Here is a 22795-nt window from a genome sequence, read left to right as displayed (position 1 = left end):
CGGACGCGCCCGGCCCCGGGAAAGGGCCGGGCGCACGACCCGCGGCAGCAACCCGCCGCGGTTCAGGGCGCGATGGTGAGCACCGCCCGCCCGTCCGACCCCGCGGTCACCGGGAGGGAGAACAGCTTGGTGGAGGTGTCGTACGCCACCGCTCCCGCCTTCCCGTTGCTCGCCGTGGCGGTCGGCTTGCGGGGCGCGTACCCGTGCAGCGTCACCGGCCCCTCGCCCGCGGCGAAGGCGACCGTCACGTGCACGCTCCCGTCGTCGCTGAGGTGCTCGATCCGCTTGTCGCCGTGCGCGACGAACTTCCCCGCGTCGCCGAGGAACGCGATGCCGGAGTCGCCGACCGGGGCCACCACCCAGTAAGTTCCGCTGCCGACGGTGGTGTTCACGCCGCCGCCGGCGCCGACCAGGGCGCCGGTGCCGGCGAAGTAGTCGTAGACGTAGGCACGTCCGGTCACGCCCACCTCGGACAGCGCGAAGGAGACGGGCTGCGACAGGCCGGTGGCCACCGCGCCCTGGGTGACGCCGAGCCAGTCGATGTCGCCGCCGCTCGCCCCGGTGGCCGTCGCCCGCACGGTGTTGGCGCCCTGGGCGAGCGTGGCGGTCACCCCGACCACGCTCCACGACGTCCACCAGCCGGTGGAGGGGAAGGAGAGGGTCTGCGCGGCCCCGCCGTTGACGGTGATCGCGAGCGGCCGGTCGCCGAAGCCGCCGTTGGAGTAGCGGAACTGCAGCGTGTACGTGCCGGCGGCCGGCGCCTGCACGGTCCACTCGACGTAGTCGCCGCTCGCGTTCTGGTAGTCGGCGAAGCCCCGCCCGGTGTAACCGGAGTTGTCCGAGGCCACCACCGGCCCTGACAACTTCGCGTCCTCCGCCTGGTAGAGCTGCTGCGGCGGCACGAACTGCCGTGCGTAGGAGAAGACATAACGGTAGGTCAGGCCGACATGCGCCACGCTCGTGCTCGCCACCATCGCCGGCATCCGCCCGGCGCCCTCGCCCACGTAGGTCGCGTCGGTGGGGACGATCGGCACGTCCGGCTTGACGATGACGCCGTCCGGGCGGGCCACCTGGAACAGGTTGGCCGCGTTCACCTTCCCCAGCGCGTCGCCGACGCCGACCGGCCCGGCCGACAGGTTCGCCAGCAGCAGGTTGGTGGTCTCGCCGCTCATGAAGACGTCCACCCACGGCCAGATCCCGAGCGCGCTGGCGAGCTGCGAGTCGTAGAGGAACATGTCCCACTTGGGCCGGTCGAAGCGGTCGTCGCTGACCCGGATGGTGGTCAGGTTGGCGTAGCGGGTGCTCTGCAGGTAGTCGCGCGGCAGCGCCATGCAGTACTGCAGGTCCAGGCCGTCGCTCGCGGCGTGGTGGGCCATGGCGTCGAAGAACTCGTCGGCGTCGGTGAGGTTCTCGGCCGGCTTGGCGTTGTTGCAGAGCCAGTCCTGCTCGTAGACGACGACCCCGCCGTCGCGCAGGTAGTCCATCACGCTCTGCCAGTAGGCCGGGTCGGTGATGATGTTGTTCGAGAACGTGTACTCACCGTGGTACGGGCTGGACGCGTTGATCCAGCGGCCGTGGGTGACCAGCGGCATCCCCAACTGCGAGCGGAAGGCAGCCAGTCCGTTCGGGAAGAGCGTCCGGTCCGCCTGGTACAGGTAGGTGCCGTCCGGGTTGTCGGTCCAGTCGGCGTTCGGGCCCTTGGGATACCACCAGCTGTCGAGCTGCATGTAGCCCATCGGGAGCTTGTGCGCGGCCCACTCGTCGCGGACGGCCAGCAGGGTGCCGGTGTAGCCCTTGGACTGGTCGTAGGCGTAGTAGTAGTCGGCGCCGTTGTCGGTCCAGTAGCCCAGCGTGTTCAGCACCACGCCCGCGTCGTTGGCGGGCAGCGGCTTGCCCGCGAGGCGGGTGAGGGCGGTGCCCCAGGAGCGGTGGGCGGCGCCGATCCCGTCCTTGGTGGTCAGGATCGTCCGGCGGGTGTAGCCGGCCGGCAGCGTGCCGACCGAGCCGAGCACGCCGGCCGCGATGGCGCCGCTCGCGTCCTGTGTCGTCTGCGCCTCCTGGAAGTGGTCGGCCGCCGAGACGATGAAGGCGGCGCCGGCGTCGTCGAAGAAGATCCACGGGCTGTCCGAGGCGCCGGCGAAGGTGTTGAACTGGAAGCGGCCGAAGCAGTCGGCGTGGCTGAGCCGGTGGGGCAGCTTCGGGTAGCCGGTGAAGGTGGGGAACGGGTCGGCGTTGGCGGCGGCGGTGACGTAGGTGTCGGTGAAGATCACCGCGGAGGCCGCGTCGTAGACCCGGATGCCGCCCCTGCGGGCGCCGGACTTGAAGGTGAACGTGGTCTCGGTGTAGGCGCCCAGCGCGTCGGAGCCCGAGGCGGTGGCGATGTCCGCGGCGGCGCCGACCGAGCCGCTGAACGTCCAGCCCAGCGCGCTCGCGGTCACCTGCCAGGCGCCCGAGGTGCTGACGGTCCCGCTGAGCACCTTGGGCTTCGGCCGGTGCGGGTGCCCGTCGGGTCCGTGCGGTCCGCCGTGACGGGGGCTGTGCGCCTCCGCCTGCGTCGCGGCCGCCAGTGGCAGGGCGAGGGCGGCGGACCCGAGCCCGGTGGCCCTGATGAAGTCGCGGCGGTTGAATCCGGACATGGGGGTGCTCCTCGTCTCGCCGCGGGCGGCGCCGGGGCGCGGCTCCGCGGGGCTCGTCACGGGAGTGGATGGCGGACAGTGTGCTGTCGTGTTTCTTTTGCGGTCAAGACCCGAAGATAAGGAAACAGTTCCGCACAGGGGGGCCGCTCAATAAGCCGCAGGCCAACGGCACTTTTCTTGTCTGCACAGTTTTTTGCCGAACGGTAAATGTTCGCTCCCGTGAACGAACTGACGCCGCGTCATGTCAGCGCGGGTGCCTCGTGGGGTCATTGGTGTGCCGTGGGGTTGACCCTTGAGGGTGGCCGGAGCTAGCGTCGATCCGGAATGGTTCAGTGCGCGATCCGTTGTTCACATCTATGAACGGCGTGAATTCCCCGCGTGAATCCAGGAGCGGCGCACCCGAAAGGCCCGGCGGGCCCGGCACCGTATGGCGTTTCAGTGTCATTGACAGCCGTGGTCCGCACCAGCACGATGTCAGCCGTCCCACCGCCGCTTTCCAGGGGTCGGCGCGACCGCGTGTGCTGAATCGTTTCACACCGGAGGTTCCGATGGCACGGTCCCGCCCGCCCGCGCGCCGGTCGCTGCTCCTGCTCGCCGCGCTGACCGCGTGGCTCGCCCTGGTCGGCCTGGTGCTCGGAACCCCGGCCTCCGCCGGGCCCTTCCCGGACCGCCCCCCGCACGGCGCCGGCCACCCCTCGCGGCCCGGCGACCCGCACGCCCACCCGCACGCCGACGCCGCCACGCCCCCCACCGCCCTGACCGTCGGCGGCCTCACCGCCCCCGCCGACGTGGACGCGAGCGGCACACCGCTGCTCGGCTGGCAGGTCGGCGCGGACCGGCAGACCGCCTACCAGATCCAGGTCGCCACCACCGCGGCCGCCCTGTCCGGCACCCCCGACATCTGGGACTCCGGCGAGGTCGCCTCCGCCGCGAGCAGCAATGTCGCCTACCGCGGCCCCGCGTTGCAGGCCGCGGCCGGCTACGTGTGGCGGGTGCGTACCTGGAACTCCGGCGGCACCGCCTCCGGTTGGTCGGCCGCCGCCTCCTTCGGCACGGGCCCCGGCCGCAGTTGGCCGGGCGCGAGCCCCATCTGGGCGCCCGACGCCCTGTGGCAGGACTACACCTTCCAGGGCACCTTCGTGATCGACGCGAAGTACGCCAGCGTGACCTTCCGCGAGACCGACACCCGCGACTTCTACCTGTGGCAGTTCAAGGGCAACGGCGAGAACACCATTGCCCCCCAGGTGCAGAAGAACGGCACCTTCTCCAACCTCAAGGCCGCCGAGCCGCTGCCCTTCGCGCTCGCCGACGGCACGGTGTACGACTTCCGGATCGTGGCGGCCGGATCGACGTTCACCACCTACCTCAAGCCCGCGACCGGCACCTCCTGGTCCCTGGTGGACACCACCACCGACACCACCTTCCCGGCCGGCGGCATCGGCTTCCGCACCGGCATGAGCGAGCAGGCCACCTTCGACGACATCGACGTCACCGGCTCGGGCGGCACCGTGCTCTACAGCAACGACTTCAGTGCCCCGGGAGCGACCGGCTTCTCCTGCGGCACCGTGGTGGACCAGGCGCTGTTCATCGACAAGAGCCAGAACTGCGGCACCGGATTCGGCTCTGTGGACTGGGTGTTCCTGCGCGGGCAGACCACCTTGGCGGCGGGCCGGCAGATCGCCTGGGCGCACCTGTACGCGACCGGCGCCTCCACCGCGCCCACCCACCAGTTCGTCTACAAGCTGTGGGTCAACGACCACTTCGTGGGCGTCGGCCCGACCCGCCCGATCGGCAGCGAGACCCGCTACGACGGTTACGACGTCACGTCGCTGCTGCGCCCCGGCGCCGCCAACACCGTCGGCGCCCTGGCCTACACCACCAGCGACCAGCGCTTCCTGGCGGACCTCGTGGTCCGCTACACCGACGGCAGCACCCAGACGTTCGGCACCGGTCCCGCCTGGCGGGCCAGGAGCGGCGCCGATGTGCTGCCGAGCGCCGGCAGCATCGGCACCGGTTTCTACACCGCCCCCGTCGAGGACTTCGACGCCCGCGCCTACCCCACCGGATTCGCGGCCCCGGGCTTCGACACCTCCTCCTGGCTCGCGCCCGTCGTCAAGTCCGCCTTCTCCGACCTGGAGCCGACCCCGACCGCGAAGGTGGGGCAGCAGACGAAGACCCCGGTCTCCGCGGTGGAGTACGCGCCCGGCGACTACTACGTCGACTACGGCCGCACCTGGATCGGCGGCCTCTCGCTCGACCTCACCGGCACCGCGGGCCAGGTGCTCGACATCCGCTACGGCGAGGTGCCCTCCGGCACCGACACCGTCCGCTACCAGACCTCGGCCGGCAACACCTACGAGGACAAGTGGACGCTGCGGGCGGGCAGTCAGCACCTGGAGACCTGGGGCCTGCGGGTCTTCCGCTACGTGCAGATCACCGGCGCCCCCACCGGCCTGACCGCAGCCGACCTCACCGCGGAGGCGTACCTCTACCCCTTCGACGAGTCCGCCGGCACCTTCGTCTCCTCCGACAGCTCGCTCGACCAGGTGTGGGCGCTGTCCCGCAACACCGTGGAGACCGCGAACCAGGACCTCTACGTCGACTCCTGGGAACGCGAGCGCGGTGTCTACGAGGCCGACTCCTACCTGCAGTTGATGTCCGACCTCTACACCGGGGGCGACGCCGCCCTCGGCAATTACTCCCTGAACTTCCTTCTGCCGAACCGCACCTGGCCCACCGAGTGGCCGATGTACCTGATCCTCGCCATGCACGACAGCTACGAGGCGACCGGCGACACCACCGCGCTGACCGCCGCCTACACCGCGCTGCGGGGCAAGCTGCCCGACGAGTGGTTCGACCCCGTGAGCGGGCTGATCCACAAGACCACCGGCGACACCGGCGGGACCTGCGCCACCGACTGCGACCTCGTGGACTGGCCCGCCTCCGAGCGGGACGGCTACGTGTTCAGCTCCTACAACACCGTGATCAACGCGATCGGTTACGCCGCCTACCGCGACATGGCCGACATCGCCACCGCGCTCGGCCGCACCCAGGACGCCGCCGCCGACACCGCCCGGGCGCAGACCATCAGGTCCGCCGTGAACGCGAAGATGTGGGACCCGGCCAAGGGCGCCTACCGCGACGGCCTCGACGACAGCGGCGCCCCGATCTCCCACTACGCCGTGCAGGCCAGCGTGTTCGCCACCGCCTTCGGCCTCACCGACGACCGGCAGGCGTCACAGGCCGCCGCCTACCTCGGCAGCCGCGGCATGGCGTGCAGCGTCTACTGCGCGGCCTTCATGATCCAGGCCCTCTACGCCGGCGACCGGCCGGACCTGGCGCACGCCTTGCTCACCTCCACCGGCACCGACAGCTGGCTGAACATGATCCGGGCCGGCGCCGGGGCCACCATGGAGGCGTGGGACCTGTCCCTGAAGCCCAACACCACCTACTCCCACTCGTGGGCGGCCTCACCCGCCTTCGACATCCCGCAGGACATGTTCGGCATCCGGCCCATCACCCCCGGCTACGCCACCTTCGACGTCAAACCGCAGCCGTCCGGGGTGAGTTGGGCGCACGTGACCGTGCCCACGAACAAGGGCGGCATCGGGGTCGCCTTCGACACCGCCGGCAGCCGGGTGGACACCTCGGTGGAGGTGCCGCCGAACACCGCCGCCGACGTCCGCCTGCCGGGCGGCACCGCGGGCACCACCTCCGTGTACATGGACGGCCGGACGGTCGCCGCCACGTACGACAACGGCTACCTGCGGGTGGACGGCGTCCCGCCCGGCTGCCACGTCTTCACCACCGACCCGGGCACCTCCGCCTACGGCGACCCGCGGCTGACCGGCATCTGCCCCGGCGGCTACCGGCCCGCACCCGTGCCTCGGGCCCGCCCGCAGAAGCGGACGGGCCCGGACGGGCGGTGACGCCCGCGTCAGCCGACGTGCACGGTGACCGTGACGGTCTTCAGCACCGCGGGGAGCCTGGTGGTGTCGACCTTCAGGATCTCGCCGTTGTCGGTCTGCCCGGTGGACGGCAGCGTCTTCTGGTGGACGGTCCAGGTGCCGTCGGGGTCCACGGAGATGGTGTCGATGCCGAAGTCGTCGTCGTTCGACAGGTACAGCGTCTTCCCGGCGTCCGTGGTGGCCACGCCCTCGACCTTGTCGTGCGCGAAGAAGCCGCCGGTCGGGTCGAGTTGGCTGACCAGCGTGCCGAGGTCGAGGTACGGCTGCTTCTGGGCGACGTTCACGCCGGCGGCGGTGAGCGCGGCCAGCGCGTCGTCGGTGCCGTCCTTGCCGACCAGCGCCTCGGGCGTCTTGCCGCCGATCGTCAGGTTGCTGACGTCGGTGGCGCCGTTGGTGTCCACCTCGTAGAGCGTCTTCTTGGCGAAGGGCTCGAAGTTGCCGTCGCGCTCGTCCACCAGGAACTTGGTGTCGGACAGCGCGGTGATCTCGCTGTTGGCGTCGCCCGTGTCGTCGGGGTCGTCCAGCAGGTAGAGGTACTGCTTGGTCTTCAGCGTGTGCAGGTCGATCGTGAGGATGCGGGTCGGCGCGACGTTGCTCGCCTTCGGCCCGAGGTCGGGCTGCTGGAGCGCGGACTGCATGAGACCCACCAGCGTGGAGCCGTCCGGCGTGACCGTCAGGCCCTCCATGCCCTTGTTCTTCAGCCGGTCGGCGAACTCCGCCGGCAGGTACCCCAGGATCGTGTGGTACGCGTTGTCCGGGCTGTTCCGGTACGGGGTGAGCCGGCCCAGCTCGTAGCCGTTCGCGTCGAAGTGCGTGAGGTACGGGCCGTATTCGTCGGAGACCCAGAACGTGCCGTCGGGCAGCGCGACCAGGCCCTCGGAGTCGTAGCCGTAGGGGTCCTCGGCGATGGGGACGGGCGTGCCGCCGTTGGCGTTCGTCGCGGCGACGTCGTCGATGACCTCGCTGGTGTCGTGCGGCGGGCGGCCGCTGTACGGCACGCCGCCCAGCCGCTTCGGGCCTTTGAGGGTGACCTTCCTGACCAGCTCGGCCTTGCCGCCCACCAGTTTGAACTCGCCGATCTGGGGCGTGAAGTCCGGCACCATCTCGGACTTGTTGCCGTCGGGGGCGTCCGCGTTGGGGCCGCGGTCGGTCAGGCCGTAGAAGGAGCCGGCCTTGCCGGGCACCGCGGCGAGCGCGGAGCCGTAGCCCTCGCCGGAGATCCGGGTGGTGGTGCCGTTCGGCCCGGCGACCTGTGCCAGCGGCGGCAGCGGCGCGCCGTTCGCCTGGGTGTCCTGGTACAGCTGCACCGCGTCGGTCGCGGTGTAGGTGAAGGTGTCGGTGCCCTTGAAGCCGGCACTCGGGGTGTAGGTGAACGTGCCGTCCGCGTTCACCGCCACGCTGCCGTGCCCGGGGGCGGTGTGCCGCACGACCGCGGTCGCGCCGGCGTCGTTGCGCAGGACGTTGCCGGTCACGGTGCCGCGGCCGGAGAAGGTGTCGGCGTTCGCGCGGAAGTCGTGCGAGGGGGCCGACAGCCAGCCGTGCGCCTGGGCCGTGGCGGTGGCCGCCCCGGCCATGGCGACGGCGGCGCCGATCGCCACGGCGACGCGGGCACGCTTGCGGGGGAATCGTCTCTCAGTCACACCCGAGAACTTGGCGGCCCGTGGTGAACGGCGGGATGCGCCCCGGTGAACCCTCGACCGCGAACCCCTCGGAACCTGGATTCTCCTCGACGCGGGCCGCCCGCCGTGGTAGCCGTGTGGTTGCCGGGACCGGTGATACCGGCCGCTAGATCGTGCCGTCCTCCCACCACCAGGCGCGGCCCAGGTCCGCCCGGCTGTCCACGTGCTGGTGGTCCTCGGTGTAGGTCTCCAGGCCGGAGAAGCCGCAGGTCTCGGACTTCTGGTAGACGGTCTTGTTGGCCACGCCGGGGACGTCGAGGTCCGCGGCCGTGCCGTACAGGTGCATGCTGTCGCTCGCGCCGCCGACCGACGCGTTGTGCGCGATGCTGCGGAAGCCGGAGTTGACGGTGATCGGGGTGTTGCCGAGCTTCTTGCGGAGCGCTTCGAGCTTGTACATCAGCCGCCGCACGTTCTCCTTGGCGGCCGACGCGCTGACCTTGCCGCCGTCGAAGGTGCCGCTCACCCGGTCGGTGAACTCGCTCCAGTCGAAGTGCGCGGTCGAACCGTCCGACTGCTCAAGGGCGTTGAGCTGCGCCTGGGTCGCCGGGCCGACGATCCCGTCCACCCCGAGCCCGTAGGCGCCCTGGAAGAGCCGGACCGCGGTGGCGGTGCCGGGCCCGAAGTCCCCGTCGATGGCCACCCGGGTGTGCCCGGCGGTGCTCGTCGCCCAGCCGGCGACCCGGATCTGCAGCTCGGTGACGTCCGCGCCGGTCGCCCCCTGCTGCAGGGTGCGCGACCAGCCGTACGCGGAGGCCGTGCCGGACAGCAGCACCGGCCCCACCGCGGCACCGGCCCCGACGGCGAGCGCTCCGCGCAGCAGGGTGCGGCGGCCCAGGGGGAAAGCGGAGGAGGACGGTGCGGGGGACGCGGAGGGTGCAGCCATCGGTGGTCCTTCCGTGACTCATCAGGTCCATGCCAGCCGCGGCGCGGCCGTCCCAGCATGCCGCCCGCCCCTTGAGTGCTCAAGGGGGCGGCGGTGACGGGTGGGTGACGCGTGGGGGGCGCACGATGATTGACATGTCCATAGCGACTGGGGATGCTGAGGAGCCATGAAGCTTCTGCGCGGCCGGTACGGCCTGGCCCTGTGCGGCGCGGTGGCCGCCGCGGTGTCGCTGCTGGGCCCCGGGCCCGCGCAGGCGGCCGCCCCCATGGACCAGACCACGATCCATAACGCGGACCCCAGCGTGATCCGGGTCGGCAGCACGTACATCTCCGCGGAGTCCGCCGGCGGCGGCATCGCCGTGCGGGAGGCGTCCTCCACCGGCGCGCTCGGCGCGGCGACCGCGAAGAAGGTGTGGTCGGACACCAAGGGCCGCGGCGAGGTGTGGGCGCCGGAGATCGTGGTCGACAGCGGGCGCTACTACATCTACTTCACCGCCGGCACCGGCGCCGCCCACCGGATGTACGTGATCAGCTCGGCCACCGCGGACAGCGGCTACGGCGCCGAGACCGAACTCGCCCTGCCCGACGACAAGTGGGCCATCGACGGGAACATGTTCACCTTCAACGGGCAGCGCTGGTTCGTCTGGTCGGGCTGGGCGGGCGACACCAATGTCGAGCAGAACCTCTACCTCGCCCGGATGAGCAGCCCCACCACCCCGACCGGGGCGCGCTACATCATCTCCCAGCCGCGCGAGAGCTGGGAGCGGGTGGTCGGCGACCCGTACATCAACGAGGCACCCGCGGCGATCAAGGACCCCAACGGCCAGCTGCACATCGTCTACTCGGCCAACGGCAGCTGGAGCGACCAGTACTGCATGGCCGACCTGCGGCTGCGCGCGGGCGGCGACCCCACCTACGTGTGGGACTGGTACAAGTCCAACGGCTGCCTCTTCGGCTCGCACGCGGACACGATGATGTCCGGCTGGGACCCGACCCTTTATGTGGACGGCCCCGGCAGCCACAGCTTCGTCCTGCTCAACGGTGACATCAACACCAGCCCGCCCGCGGGCCCGACCTTCCCGCTGATGTTCACCGCGGTCCCCAAGGGCACGCCGTACTCCTGGTCCAACCGCTACTGGTTCACCGGCAGCTTCTGCTGGTGGGGCAACACGACCTACACCCGCGCCAACGTCCCCGGCGCGACGAGCAACACGGGATGGGGCCTGAAGTTCTTCGAGTGAGACCTTGACAGAGGCTCGTGAAAGCATCCAAGGGCGGTCGATCTTGGGCGAATCGCGTGGTACGTTCTGTCACACCCGATCTCAATAGAGTGACCCCGGCAGCGCGCCAACGCTCCGGGGTCCGGCACAGGAGCAAGACCTCCCGATGCACATCCATCGTAGCCGCCACACGCGCGGTTTCACCGTCCTGCCGAACACGGCGCTGCAGGACCGGCGGCTGTCCTACACCGCCCGGGGCCTGCTGGCCGACCTCCTCTCCCGCCCCGACGGCTGGCGCGAGGACGGCCGCCGCATGGCCGACACCAGCCCGCAGGGGCGCCTGGCCGTCGCCAAGGCCCTGCGCGAGCTGACCGCCGCCGGGTACTACCGCGTCGAGCGGGTGCGCCTGCCGGACGGCACCTTCGTCAGCCAGGCCCACGTGTACGACACCCCGTACGCAGCCGCGCAGGTGGGACCGGGTGCCGTACTTCCGGGCCCCGGCCGGCCGGCGGACGGCGCCCCTGCCGCCCACCCCGTAAAGGACCGCGGGAAAGAACCCTCCCTCCCCGCGCGGCGGACACCGGCCGGGGGCACCAGGGGTGCGCGACCGGGCGGGAGGCGGGAGACCCCACCGGACGGGAACACCCCTGTGCCCGGCAGGGTGCCGCCCGGCACGGCGGCGGGTGAGGCGGCGGCCCTGCTGCACGAGGTGACCGCGGCCGAGCCCCGTCTGCGCCTGGGCGCCGCGGAGGCCCTGGCGCTCGCGCCCCTGGTGACACCCTGGCTGGAGCGCGGCCTCGGCCCCCGCGACCTCGGCTCCGCCCTGCTGGTCGGCCTGCCCGAACGCGTCCACAGCGCGACGGCGTTGCTGCGCGACCGCCTGACCCGCAAGCTGCCCCCTGCATCGGAGCCGCTCACCGCACCGCCGCGGCCACGCCGGCACGAGTGCGCGGGCTGCGCCCGCCCGATCCCGCACGAGGGCACCTGCCGCACCTGCGCGGGCCTGGACGCCGTGCCCCCCGACACCCTCGCCGAACGCGCCCGCACGGCGGCCCGCGGCCGCGCCCTGGTCCACGCGACCCTCACCGGCCGCCGCCCGGACGCCTTGGCGGCCGCCGCTTCGGGCGCCTGACGGCTCACGCCAGGGGGCCTGGTTCCGGCAACCGCCGCCCGGCCCGCGCGGCCTCCGCTGCCGCCACTACGGCGCCTGACGGCTCCGGTCCCGTCCTGCCCGGCGGGCGCCCCACCTCGCCGGACTGGCGCGATCCGGTGGCCGGGAAGCCCGGCCGGCTCGGTCACCGGAACGGTCGGCGTGCCCGTCCGCGGACAGCTCGTGCGCCTCAGTGCAGTTGGCGGCGCACCAGGTGGTGGAACAGACCCTCGGTGTCGGCGAGGAGGTCGGACGGGGGGCCCTGCTGGGCCACGCGGCCCTCGGACATCACGATCACCCGGTCCGCGTCCATGATCGTGGACAGCCGGTGCGCGATCACGATCCGCGTGGCCCGCAGCGCGCGGGTGCTGTCCATCACCACGCGCTGCGTCTCGTTGTCCAGCGCGCTGGTGGCCTCGTCGAAGAAGAGGATGCGCGGGCGGCGGATCAGCGCCTGGGCGATCATCAGCCGCTGCCGCTGACCGCCCGAGACGGCGCCGCCGCCGTCGGAGAGCACGGTGTGCATCCCCATCGGCATCTGCTTGATGTCCTCGGCGAGGCCCGCCAGTTCGGCCGCCGCCCACGCCTCCTCCAGGGTGTACGCGCCGGCGCCGCGGATGCAGTCGAGGATCGAGCCGGTGAGCGGCTGCGCGTTCTGCAGCACCACCCCGCACTGGCGGCGCAGCGCGGACTGGTCGAGCGCGGCGAGGTCCTGGCCGTCGTAGTGCACCCCGCCGGACAGCGGCCGGTCGAAGCCGATGAGCAGCCGCAGCAGCGTCGACTTGCCGCACCCGCTGGCGCCCACGATCGCGGTGAACTCGCCCGGCCGCACCTGGAAGGAGACGTCGTCCAGCACCAGCGGCGCGTCGTCGGCGTACCGGAAGGACAGGTTCCTGACCTCGATCGCGCCGGACAGCACCCCGGGCCGGGTGCTGCCGCCGCGCACCTCGGGAGCCGCGTCGAGAATGGGCTTGACCTGCTCGAACAACGGCAGCACCGCGGCGGCCGACAGCAGCGCCCCGGTCAGCTGCGTCACCGAGGTCAGCATCATCGTCACCGCGGTGGTGAACGTGAGGAAGGCGCCCGGCGAGAGCGCACCGCGGGCCGGGCCCGCCAGCAGCATGAAGGTGGTGAGCGTGCACAGCGGCAGGCACAGCGAGGTGAAGACGGTGACGAGGTTCTTCGTCCGGCCCACCCGCTGCTGCAGCTCCCGGCTGCGCGCGAACTGCCCGGCCCAGGCGGCGTAGGCGAAGCTCTCCGAGGCCGACACCCGCAGCTTCGGCAGCCCGCGCAGCGTCTGGAAGGCGAGGTTGCTCAGCTTGTTGGTGAGCACCACCAGCTGCCGCTGCCACCGCAGTTGGGCGAAGCCCAGGCCGAGGAAGACCGCCCCGATGACGGCCAGGACCGCGAGCGCCACCAGCGCCATCGGCACGCTGTACCACAGCAGCAGCACCAGGTTCACCGCGCCGACCGCGCCCGCCTGCACCATCACCGAGCTGGTCCCCGACAGCACCTTGCGGATCGCGCTGATGCCCATCGCCGCACTCGCCAGTTCCCCGGTGGAGCGCTCGGCGAAGAACCGCGTCGGCAGGCTCAGCAGCCGGTCCCACACCGCGGGTTGCAGCGTCGCCTCGACCCGGCCCTCGACCCGCAGGATCGCGGTGTTCTGCATCAGCAGGAAGGCGGTGGACACCACCGTGGTGGCCACGATCGCCAGCGCGGTCTGCACGATGAGGCTGCTCTCGGCGTTCGGCACGTACACCCCGAGCACCCGGCCGGTGGCGATCGGCACCAGCGTGCCGAGGCCGACGGCGACCAGCCCGCTCAGCAGCAGCGCGCGCAGGTCGGCGCCGGTGCCGCGCAGGCAGAAGGCGAGCAACCGCCGGGCGGACATGGGCTCTTCGGGCAGCGGCCGGTAGAACATCACGGCGCTGGGCGCGAATTCGGCCGCGTTCGCCCTGCCGACGCGCGAGCGGCGGCCGGTGGCCGGGGTCACCGCCTCGTACCCGCCGCGGCGCCACAGCAGGGCGACCGGGGCACCGCTCGCTGCCCGATGACCCACCAGGGGACCGGAGTTCTCCCGCCACCACTGCCCGCCGAGCCGGACCGTACGGGTACGCACCCGCGCCCGAACCGCGATCCGCTCGACCGCGCCCATCCGGTCCGCCCCGTCCGGGTCGTCCACCGCCCCTTCGGTCAGGTCGAGTTCGATCCCGGCCGCGGCGGCGACCAGACGGCATGCCTGCAGCGTGCCGTCGTCGCGCGCGCTCCCGCGACCGCCCGCCGCCCGCCCGGCCCCCGGCTTGCCCAGCGAGGCCAGCAGCGTGTGGTCTGCCTCCTCGCGTACCTGCTCGCCGGCCCTGATGCCGGCCGCGGCCCGGTCCTCGTACGCCTGCTCCGCGCTCTCGATCCAGCGGTCCAGCGCGAGCAGCAGCCGGGTCTGCTGGTCCACCAGGCTGCGCCACATCCGGCCGTCGACCAGCAGGTCCCCGTAGGCGGCCTGGTACGCGTCCCCGTTCGCGCTCGCGCCGTACCCGTAGCCGTACGGGTCGGCGTAGCGCACGCTGCCCGGCGCGACCGGCATCCACAAGATGCCCTCGTCGGCCGGGCCGCCGCCCTCCTGCCCGCTGCCGCCCGGGACCGCGCGGCCGTCTACCGGCGCGTCGAACAGGACGGCCAGGCCGCGCCCGATGCCGCGGGCGAAGGCGTTCTCCAGCGGGCCGCCGCCCCACGCCTGGCTGCTCTCGGCCCACCCGTCGGCCCAGGGGCCGGCCCCGCCGCCGTACCCGGTCCCGTACACCGAACCGTCCCCGTACACCGAGCCGTCGCCGTGACCCCCGCCGTAGGCGACCTCGTTGCCGTAGCCGGTGCCGAACAGCTCCTGCAGCGCGATCCGGCGCAGCACGCTGCCCTCCAACGGGCGGCCGACCAGGGTGTGCTGCGGGCCCGCGGCCGGACCGAGCAGCAGCGTGCCGGTGCCGAGCCGGCCCAGGAAGTGCCAGCGGCCCTGCTGCGCCGCGTCCACCGCGAACAGGTCCATCGCCCCACCCGCGACCAGCCACAGCACGTGCGGGCCCTCCAGCGGCAGGCTGCGCCGGCCGGCCGGCGCCACCGGCAGGCCGAGCGCGCCCATGGCGTCCAGCACCGGGTCCGCGGGCCCCGGCCGCACCTCGGTCACCTCAGCGCTCCCTGACCAGGTCGGCGTACGCCCCGCCGGCCGCCAGCAGGTCCTCGTGCCGGCCGCGCTCCACGACCCGGCCGCGGTCCAGGACCACGATCTCGTCGCTGTCGCGGACCGTGCTCAGCCGGTGCGCGATCACCACGCAGGCGCAGCCGCGCCGCCGCAGGTTGTCGATGATCACCTGTTCGGTCTCGGCGTCCAGGGCGCTGGTCACCTCGTCCAGGACCAGCACGCTCGGCTGCCGGACCAGCGCGCGGGCGATCTCCAGCCGCTGCCGCTGGCCGCCGGAGAAGTTGCGGCCGTCCTGCTCCACCCGGGCGTGGATGCCGCCGGGCCGACGCGCAACCGCGTCGTGCACGGCGGCGTCCCTGAGCGCGGCCACCACGTCCTCGTCGGGGATCGACGGGTCCCACAGCGCCACGTTGTCGCGGACGGTGCCCTCGAAGAGGAAGACGTCCTGGTCCACGAAGGACACCGACGCGGCCAGCGAGCCGCGCGACAGCGTGTCCAGCGGCTGCCCGTCGATCCGGATCTCGCCCTCCCACGGCCGGTAGAGGCCCGAAATGAGCCGCGAGACGGTGGACTTGCCGCTGCCCGAGCCGCCGACGAGCGCGACCTGCCGGCCCGGCCCGACCTCCAGCGAGAAGTCGGTGAGCAGCGGCTCGTCGAGCGGGCTGTAGCCGAAGGTGACGCCCTCCAGCGCCACATGACCGCTCAGCCTGCGGACGCCTCCCGGGCGGTCCCGGACGAGCGCCGGGTCGGCGGGAAAGCGCTCGACGTCCTTCAGCCGCGCCACGTCCGCCGCGAAGTCCTGCACCCGGCCGGCCGTCGCGCTCAGCCGGCCGACCGGCGCGGTGAAGCTGGTCACCAGCGTCTGGAACGCGACGAGCAGCCCCACCGAGATCTGCCCGTCCACCGCCCGCACGCCGCCGAACAGCAGGATCAGCGCGCTGTTGAGCGCCGCGAGGGTGGGCGCGACGACCGCGAGCGCCGCGCTCGGCACCCCAAGTCGCTGCTGGCCGTCGAGCGTGACGGCGTGCTGCCCGGCCCAGCGGCGGAAGAACTCGTTCTCGCCGCCGGTGGCCTTCATCGTCTCGATCACCTGCAGCCCGCTGTAGGCGGTGTTGGTCAACCGGGCCCCGTCCGCCCGCAGTTTGTGCACCCGGGTGCTCCTGATCCGGGCCACGACCCGCAGCGCCACGACGTTCAGCAGCGCCAGCAGCACCCCGATCACCGTCAGTTGGGGGTCGTACGTCCACAGCAGCACCGCGTAGATGACGACGACCACAGCGTCCACACCCGCCGAGGCGAGGTCGCGGGCCAGCGTCTCGGCCACCGAGTCGTTGGACTGCAGCCGCTGGACGAGGTCGGCGGGGCTGCGCTGGGCGAAGAACGTGACGGGCAGCCGCAGCAGATGGCGCAGGAAACGGGCGCTGCCGAGCGTGGAGGAGATCACCCGCCCGCGCAGCAGATTGGCCTGCTGCACCGAGGTGAGCACCGCGGTCAGCGCGATCAGCACGGCCATCGAGGTGAAGACCACCGGCAGCAGCGAGGTGCGCCCTCCGAACAGGAAGGTGTCGATGTACGCGCGGCTGACCGCGGGCACCGCCACCCCGACGGCGACCAGCAGGAAGCTGGCGGCGAGCGCGGCCAGCGTCGTGCCGCGGGTGCCGCGCAGCCGGGCCGGCAGCGCGGCGGCGATCCCCGGCCGCCGCCCGCCGGGCCGGAACCTGGGACCCGGCGCGAAGGTCAGCACCACACCGGTGAAGCTCGCGTCGAAGTCCTCCTCGGAGACGAACCGCCGCCCCCGAGCCGGGTCGTTGAGCCGCACCCCGCGGCGGCCGAAGCGGCGCACGGTGCCCTCGTAGACCACGAAGTGGTTGAACTCCCAGAACAGGATCGCCGGGGCGCGCACCTGCGCCAGCGCGGCAGGCTCCATCTGCATGCCCTTGGCGTCCAGCCGGTACCTGCGGGCCGCCTTGAGCACGTTGCTCGCCCTGGAGCCGTCGCGGGAGACACCGCAGGCGATCCGCAGCTCCTCCAGGGGCACATGGCGGCCGTAGTGGCCGAGCACCATGGCCAGCGCCGCGGCGCCGCACTCCACGGCCTCCATCTGCAGCACGCCGGGCGTGCGGACCGTCCGCTGCCGCCGCGCCCTCACGGCAGCATCCAGTCGACCGGGTGCTGCGCGGCCAGGTGGACGGACCCGCTGATCAGCGTCCTGGAGTCGATCGGATACGGCGGCCCGTCCGCCGTCGACCACCGGTAGCCCGACTTCGTGCCCGCCGCGCGCTCCAACCGCACGACCACCGGCACGGGTTGGCCCTTCGCGGAGAACTGGCTGCCCAACTGGGCGTCGCCCAGGAAGCTGCTGATCTGGGCCTGCGTCTGCGGCGCCCGGCCGACCGCCAGGACACGGCCGCGCAGCACGCCGAACCGCTGGGTGGGCACGGTCTGGACGGTCAGGTCCACCTTCGCGCCCGGCGCGATCGAGGACGCGTCGCCGCTGCGCGCGTACAGCACGGCCACCAGCGGGTCGTCGGGGGCGTCGGCGTGCTCCAGCGTGGCGAGGTCGGCGCCGGTGGCGACCACGGTCCCGATCTTCGCGGTCAGCGCGGTCACCCGGCCTGCGGCCACTGTGCGGACGGTCTCCACCGCGCGGCTCGTGCGCACGGTGAGCAGCTTCGCGCCGCTCGGCAGCGACTGGCCCTCCTGCGCGTACACCGCGGTGACCTGGCCCGCGTACGGGCTCTGGAGGACGTAACTGCCCTGCTCGCGGGTGAGGATGCCGGGGACGCCGACCTTGGCGGAGATCGTGCCGGTGACCGCCCAGAAGGCGGCGGCGGCCATCACGGCCGCGGTGACGGCGAGCGCGAGCCGGCCCTGGGGGCGGGCGAGGCGGACCGGGATGTCGAGTTCTTCGGGCGCCTGGAGCTTGGCGAGGGCCTTCTGCCGGAACTGCACGGGACCTTTCCTTCAGCCGTCCGCCGGGGGCCTTGCGGGTGTGGGGGTTCCGCGCGGTGTGCGGGGGCCTGAGGTGCGGGATTTGCGCGCGGGTGTGCGCGGGTGTGCGGGTCGTGCGTGGGCGCGGGCTCGTGCGAGTCGCGCCGGACGGAGCCGGACGCGGCCGGACCCCGGAACCGGCGGTTCCGGGGTCATGGCCGAACTCTCGCGGTCAGAGACCCGCGAGACCGGTGACGCCGGAGAGCGTGGTGGTGGCGCCGCCGACCAGGTTGGTGACCTGGCCCACGGGCAGCAGGTTGCTGACCGGGGCGAGGACGTCGCCCAGGCCGAGGCCGTCCACGCCGATGCCCACGCCCACGCCGCCGGAGATGTTGTCCAGGTCGCCGTCGGCAAGCTCGCGGGTCTCGACCTGGGGAGTGGTGTTACGCATGAATTGCGTTCCCTTCATGACTCTGCGGAATTGCGAATGGTGAGCAGGGGCGCGCGGTGTTCGAAGCAACGGCCGAACACAATTCGCCGCACCCGTTCGACGCAGGACGCTAGTACGGCGTCCTGCCGTGCGGCCACCCTGGTCAGCTCGGTGTTTCGGTCGGCCTTTCGGTACCGCGACGCGTATTCGTGCGGCATCGGCCACGATATTCTGACGTTTCCTTCACATCGTTCGAACGGCTATTCCTGCCCGCCGGGCGCGCCGCCGACCGCGATGCGGACATTCCTGCGACTTACGATTTCGGCCCGCCGGGGGCGGCGGAACGTGTCGCGCTGCTGTGCGGCTTGTGCGTCAAAGGTGTGCAGGAATGCGGGGTGCCTGCGCTGAGCTCGCGGGGTGCCCCCCGGGGTGCCCCTTCCCCGGTTGCCGGGACCATCCGCCGGCCCGCGCTCGTCGCGCAGTTCCTCCCCCAGAACTTCGCCTGGAGGTACCCCCAGCCCCCCTGGGTGGTACGGACCTTGCCGTGCGCGCAAAGGGCAGGCTCTACAGGGGGCGGGGAACTGCGCGAGCAACCACCGACCGGCCTGCGGCCGGGACCGGCGGAAGCTCCTACGGGGGGTTGCCGTTTCTTGGCAGCGCGGCTGCGGCTCAGAGGGAGCCCGCGTCGGCCGACGGGTGGCCGAGGAGGGCGTCGGGGAGGCGGTCGCGGCCGTCGATGCCCAGCTTGCGGTAGGCGTTGGTGAGGTGGATCTCGACCGTCCGCAGGCCCACGGCCAGCACCTCGGCGAGTTCCCGGTTGGTCCGGCCCTCGGCGGCGAGCGTGGCCGTGCGCAGCTCGGCGGCCGTCAGCGACGCGACCCCCACCGGGTCCGCGGCCTTCGGCGGCCGCCCGCCCGCCGTGTACATCTCGACCCGGGCCCGCCCGGCCAGGTCCGGGCAGCCGCACTCCTCGGCGACCGCGATCGCGCTGCGCAGCGAACGCCGGGCGGGCACACGGCGGTTGGCCCGGGCGAGCGCGGCACCGTGCGCCGCCAGCGACCGGGCCAGGCCGAGCCGGTCCTCCGAACGCTCGGCCACTTGGACCGACTTCTCCAGCAGCGCCAGCCCCTCGGTGCCGCCCACGACAGCCCCCAGCGCCCGCAGCGCGGCGCTCAACGGTCCCGGCGTGCCCCACCTGCGCGCCTGCTCGACCTCCTCCGCGGCGTACCGCCGGGCCTCGGCCGGCTCGCCGAGGGCGAGCAGCGCCCAGGCGGCGCCCGACCGCCAGGGCGCGACCGCCGGGTTGTCCGCCTTCCACGCGGGCAGCCGGCCGCCGGACGTCAGCAAGTCCCGCAGCCCGTCCGCGTGTTGCCCGGCGGCCACCCGGAGCCTGCCGCGCGCGAGCAGCAGCGCCGTGCCCGCCCAGGTCCGCGCCGTGTCGGTGCGCACCTCGGCCACCAGGGCCGCCGCCTCGTCGTACGCGCCCAGATCGACGTGCACGTGGACCAGCCGGGCCAGCAGCCCCAACGCGGCACCCGCGTACCGCGGGACCCCGCACCCTTCCAGCAACTCCACTGCGGCACGCGCGTCTTCGGCCGCCGCGGGCATGCGGCCCAGCCGGTGGGCGACGGCTCCGCGCAGCGACCGTACGGCGGCGAGCCCGGGCCGGTGCCCCCACCGGTTCACCTCGGCGAGCAGCGCCTCGCACCGCTCGTACGCCTCCTCGGCCCGCCCGGCCTGCGCGAGCACCAGCACGGCCCGCAGCGTCGGACGCAGCGACTCCGGCGTGAACGGGGCTGCCGCCAGGGCCTGTTCGGCGAGCGCGGCGGCCTTCGACCGGGACCGTCCGGCCCGCGCCGTCCGGGTCGCGAGCAGGCTCAGATGGCGTATCTCGTCCACGCCGCCGGACCGTTGGGGCCGGGGCAGGCGGGGGAGCGGCCCGGTGGCGGCGCCGGCGGGCGCCTCCGCGTCGCACCGCAGGTCGGCCGCCCACAGGGCGCGCTCGCCGGGGACGGGCTCGGGGTTGGCGTCGAGGAGCCGGTCGGCCTCGTGGGGGCGGCCGGTCGTGGTGAGGTGGTCGGCGAGTTCGCGCAGGGCGGCTTCGCGGAGGGAGGGTTGAGGGCTTTCGCGGGGGCGAGGGGTGTGCGCTGTGGAGTGGGGCGCGGTGGTGTCCGGCGCGGTGGGGGCGGCCAAGGGGAGGGCTGGAACGGGTCGGTCGTGTCCGGGTGGGTCTTGTACGGGCCGTTCTTGCGTGGGCCGGTCCTGTTCGGGTCGGCCGGGTGCGGTCGGCTCACGCAGGGTCTCGCCTGGCGGGACTTGGGCGCTCGGCGCCGGGACGTACGAGGGGTCGGCGTGCCGGGCGCGGTGATGTGCGGCGTGCTCGGGCGCCGGCTGGTCGTGCGCTACCGATGCGCGTACGCCGTCGCCCATGGTCCGTGCGTGCTGGGCGGGCACGTGTGCGGCGGGCTCCCGTGCGGTGCCGCCGAGGTGGGCGTGGTCGCGCGCGGCGAGGTCGTACGGGGCCGGTTCACGCAGGCCCTGGTCGGGTGCGCGTTCGTGCAACGGCTGCTGCGGGACGCGCTGTTCGCGCGCGGGCGGGGTATCCGCGAACTGCTCGCGGGCGGGGCGAGCGTGCCCGAGTTGTTCGCGTGCGGGCCGGACATCCTCGAACTGTTCGCCTGCGGGCCGGGCGCGTACGGCATCGTCGGCGCCGAGCCGATGGAGTCCGCCGCGTTCGGCCCCGGCGTCGTGGCGATCTGCGTCATGGCGATCGGCTGCCGCGGGCTCGGCTGCGTGGGCTCCGGTTCCGTGGCGGCCCGCTGTGCGGGTCCCGGGTTCAAGACGAACAGCCCACTGCCCCTCGGCCTCCTCCGGCCGTCCCGATTCCTCTGTCGGGTCCGCTGGTTCACCGTCTCGGCCCGCTCGCTGCCCTTCAAGCTGCCCCGCGCCTTCCGCCGGCGGCCCCGCGCACGCTGCCGCCAAGTGGTCGATCGCCGCTTCGAGGTCCAAGTACCCCTCGACGTGGCCGAGTTCGGCGAGAAGTTCGGTGCGGGTGGCGTCCGGCAGCGGCTCACGCAGGGCCCGGGCCAGGTATGCGGCGGCCTGGTCGGGAGCGCCGCGGTCGAGGGCGGCCGCGGCGGCGGCCCGCAGCACCTCGCCGGCCCACGGGCCGGTGGGCAACGGGGTGGCGACGAGCTGTTCGGCCACCCGGTCGTCAGGGGCGCCGGTGGCCCGGAGTGCGCCGGCCGCCCGGGTGTGCAGGGCGTAGAGGTCCGCCAGCGGTACGTCCTGGAGCACCGCGTTGCGTATCAGGGGCTGGGCGAAGGCGAGGGAGCCGTCCGTGACCTCGATCAGGCCGGAGCGGTCCAGCGCCGTCACGGTGTCCATCACCTGCGCGGGCCCGACCTCGCAGAGCAGGCCCACCCGGGCGAAGTCCGCGTCGGCGCCGAGGACAGCGACGGCCCTTGCGAGTTCGAGGGCGTACGGCGACATCCGGCGCAGGCGCGCGCGCAGCCAGGCGGCCAGCCGGGGTACGGCGATGTCGCCGAGCAGCCCTGCCGAGTCCGCCGTGGGGGCGACCGCGTGGTCCCGCAGCGCCGAGGTCAACTCCGCCACGGACAGCGGGTTCCCGCCCGTCTCCCGCATCACGGCGGCGACGAAGGGCTCGTCGGGGGCCGCGGTCAGGGCCCGCTCGACCACCGTTCCGGCGGCGAGGGCGCTGAGTTCGGCGGGGTGCACCTCCACCGCGCTGACGGCGAGCAGTTCGTCGAGGGCCGCGGGGTCCGCGCACGGCTCGCCCGGGCACACGGTGAGCATGACGGCGACGGGTGCCTGGTCGATGCGCTGGGGGAGGGCGCTGAGCCAGCGCAGCGACTCGCGGTCGAGGTACTGGAGGTCGTCCACGGCGACGAGGACGGGGGAGCGGGCCGCGAGCCGGGTCAAAGCGGCCTGGAACCGCTGGAGTTCGGCGGCAAGTTCGGCATCGGAGGGGTGCCCGGTGAACGCGGCCGCGGCGTCGCCGGGCTCGGGCAGGGCGGGCGCGAGCAGCCGGTTCACCAGCCCGAAGGGAAGATCGCGCTCGGACGGTATGCCCCGGGCGGCGAGCACGGTGAAGCCGCTGTCCCGGGCCGGTGCGAGGGCCGCGCGGAGCAGCGCCGACTTCCCCGTGCCCGCGCCGCCGCTGACCACCACCATCCGCCCGGCGCCCGCGGCCGCCGCGGCAAGCATCGCCTCGACCTCACCGAACTCCCGGTCCCGCTCGACCAGTTGCGAGTCCGAGTTCTGCATGTGGTAACCCCTTTTTCGGGAGGCCCCCCTTTGTTTTGAGACGCCCCTCCGCCTCCGGGCGCTGGAGTCACTGTCGACAGTCCACCGTGCTCAGTTTCTTCGTTCCTCAGAAACTTCCGCGCGCTCTCCCTTTCGACAGCGACGCGCCCTTCGGCTCCAGGGCTTTTCGACCTCCCGCTGGTTCCTGCCCACGGGCACCCCCACCGGGGGCCGTCACGTTCAAGGGCGCCCCCAGATGGCACCCTTCACGCTCACCGGTACCCCTGCCGGGAACCCTCGTGGCACGGTCGCCCCCACGCGGCGCCCCTCAAGCACGCGGGTGCCCCGGCGGCAGCCCTCGCGCTCATGGCGGCCACGCGTGGAGCTCTTGAGAGCGCGGGTTCGCCGATCGGGAGCCGTGTCGCTCGCGGGGGCCGCCC

The 22795-nt window shown here is 73.2% G+C and carries 11 protein-coding genes; 3 read left to right on the top strand and 8 right to left on the bottom strand.

The genetic code is table 11. The features are described from left to right. Positions 1-62: 62 nt before the first annotated feature. Positions 63-2636: a CBM35 domain-containing protein gene (locus tag BLR33_RS28255; RefSeq protein ID WP_093787464.1), complete on the bottom strand. Its 2574-nt coding sequence runs from the start codon at positions 2634-2636 to the stop codon at positions 63-65. Between the two features lie 548 nt (positions 2637-3184). Here BLR33_RS28255 and BLR33_RS28250 point away from each other — a divergent pair. Next, positions 3185-6565 (top strand): family 78 glycoside hydrolase catalytic domain, encoded by a 3381-nt coding sequence (locus tag BLR33_RS28250; RefSeq protein WP_143031778.1) that lies wholly within the window; start codon positions 3185-3187, stop codon positions 6563-6565. Between the two features lie 8 nt (positions 6566-6573). Here the strand turns inward: BLR33_RS28250 and BLR33_RS28245 are convergent, their stop codons facing one another. Next, on the bottom strand, positions 6574-8244 hold the full coding sequence (locus BLR33_RS28245; RefSeq protein ID WP_218136715.1) for an esterase-like activity of phytase family protein: 1671 nt from the start codon (positions 8242-8244) through the stop codon (positions 6574-6576). Positions 8245-8389: 145 nt separating this feature from the next. After that, a complete protein-coding gene (locus BLR33_RS28240) occupies positions 8390-9166 on the bottom strand; it encodes a D-Ala-D-Ala carboxypeptidase family metallohydrolase (RefSeq protein ID WP_176930556.1) in 777 nt (258 codons plus the stop codon). A 166-nt stretch (positions 9167-9332) separates the two neighbouring features. On the opposite strand from BLR33_RS28240, the gene BLR33_RS28235 reads away from it, so the two are divergent. Together BLR33_RS28235 and BLR33_RS28230 are read left to right on the top strand one after the other, a co-directional pair. Further along, a complete protein-coding gene (locus BLR33_RS28235; protein ID WP_093787462.1) occupies positions 9333-10406 on the top strand; it encodes a glycoside hydrolase family 43 protein in 1074 nt (357 codons plus the stop codon). A gap of 145 nt (positions 10407-10551) precedes the next feature. After that, on the top strand, positions 10552-11517 hold the full coding sequence (locus BLR33_RS28230; protein ID WP_176930554.1) for a hypothetical protein: 966 nt from the start codon (positions 10552-10554) through the stop codon (positions 11515-11517). Positions 11518-11725: 208 nt separating this feature from the next. Here the strand turns inward: BLR33_RS28230 and BLR33_RS28225 are convergent, their stop codons facing one another. The 5 genes from BLR33_RS28225 to BLR33_RS28205 all read right to left on the bottom strand — a co-directional run bounded on the left by BLR33_RS28225 (position 11726) and on the right by BLR33_RS28205 (position 22376). Next, a complete protein-coding gene (locus BLR33_RS28225; protein WP_093787499.1) occupies positions 11726-14668 on the bottom strand; it encodes an NHLP bacteriocin export ABC transporter permease/ATPase subunit in 2943 nt (980 codons plus the stop codon). A gap of 46 nt (positions 14669-14714) precedes the next feature. Beyond that, entirely contained in the window at positions 14715-16877 is a 2163-nt protein-coding gene (locus BLR33_RS28220; protein WP_265737054.1) for an NHLP family bacteriocin export ABC transporter peptidase/permease/ATPase subunit, read from the bottom strand. Continuing rightward, positions 16874-17680 (bottom strand): HlyD family efflux transporter periplasmic adaptor subunit, encoded by an 807-nt coding sequence (locus BLR33_RS28215; protein ID WP_093787498.1) that lies wholly within the window; start codon positions 17678-17680, stop codon positions 16874-16876. Before BLR33_RS28215 ends, BLR33_RS28220 begins: the two co-directional genes overlap by 4 nt. Before the next feature lie 211 nt (positions 17681-17891). Then, complete coding sequence (locus tag BLR33_RS28210) at positions 17892-18110, bottom strand: hypothetical protein (protein ID WP_093787460.1); 219 nt, start codon at positions 18108-18110, stop codon at positions 17892-17894. A 648-nt stretch (positions 18111-18758) separates the two neighbouring features. Then, entirely contained in the window at positions 18759-22376 is a 3618-nt protein-coding gene (locus BLR33_RS28205; RefSeq protein ID WP_093787459.1) for an AAA family ATPase, read from the bottom strand. Between the last annotated feature and the right edge of the window lie 419 nt (positions 22377-22795).

It is taken from the genome of Actinacidiphila guanduensis, assembly GCF_900103985.1.
Classification (GTDB): domain Bacteria; phylum Actinomycetota; class Actinomycetes; order Streptomycetales; family Streptomycetaceae; genus Actinacidiphila; species Actinacidiphila guanduensis.
The sequence above is the reverse complement of the archived record's forward strand: the minus strand, read 5'-3'. Positions and strand labels throughout refer to the sequence as shown.

Coding starts and splice junctions, on each gene's coding strand:
- BLR33_RS28205 (WP_093787459.1), bottom strand. CDS start 22,376: ATGCAGAACTCGGACTCGCAACTGGTCGAGCGGGACCGGGAGTTCGGT.
- BLR33_RS28230 (WP_176930554.1), top strand. CDS start 10,552: ATGCACATCCATCGTAGCCGCCACACGCGCGGTTTCACCGTCCTGCCG.
- BLR33_RS28240 (WP_176930556.1), bottom strand. CDS start 9,166: ATGGCTGCACCCTCCGCGTCCCCCGCACCGTCCTCCTCCGCTTTCCCC.
- BLR33_RS28210 (WP_093787460.1), bottom strand. CDS start 18,110: ATGCGTAACACCACTCCCCAGGTCGAGACCCGCGAGCTTGCCGACGGC.
- BLR33_RS28250 (WP_143031778.1), top strand. CDS start 3,185: ATGGCACGGTCCCGCCCGCCCGCGCGCCGGTCGCTGCTCCTGCTCGCC.
- BLR33_RS28235 (WP_093787462.1), top strand. CDS start 9,333: ATGAAGCTTCTGCGCGGCCGGTACGGCCTGGCCCTGTGCGGCGCGGTG.
- BLR33_RS28225 (WP_093787499.1), bottom strand. CDS start 14,668: ATGGGCGCGCTCGGCCTGCCGGTGGCGCCGGCCGGCCGGCGCAGCCTG.
- BLR33_RS28255 (WP_093787464.1), bottom strand. CDS start 2,636: ATGTCCGGATTCAACCGCCGCGACTTCATCAGGGCCACCGGGCTCGGG.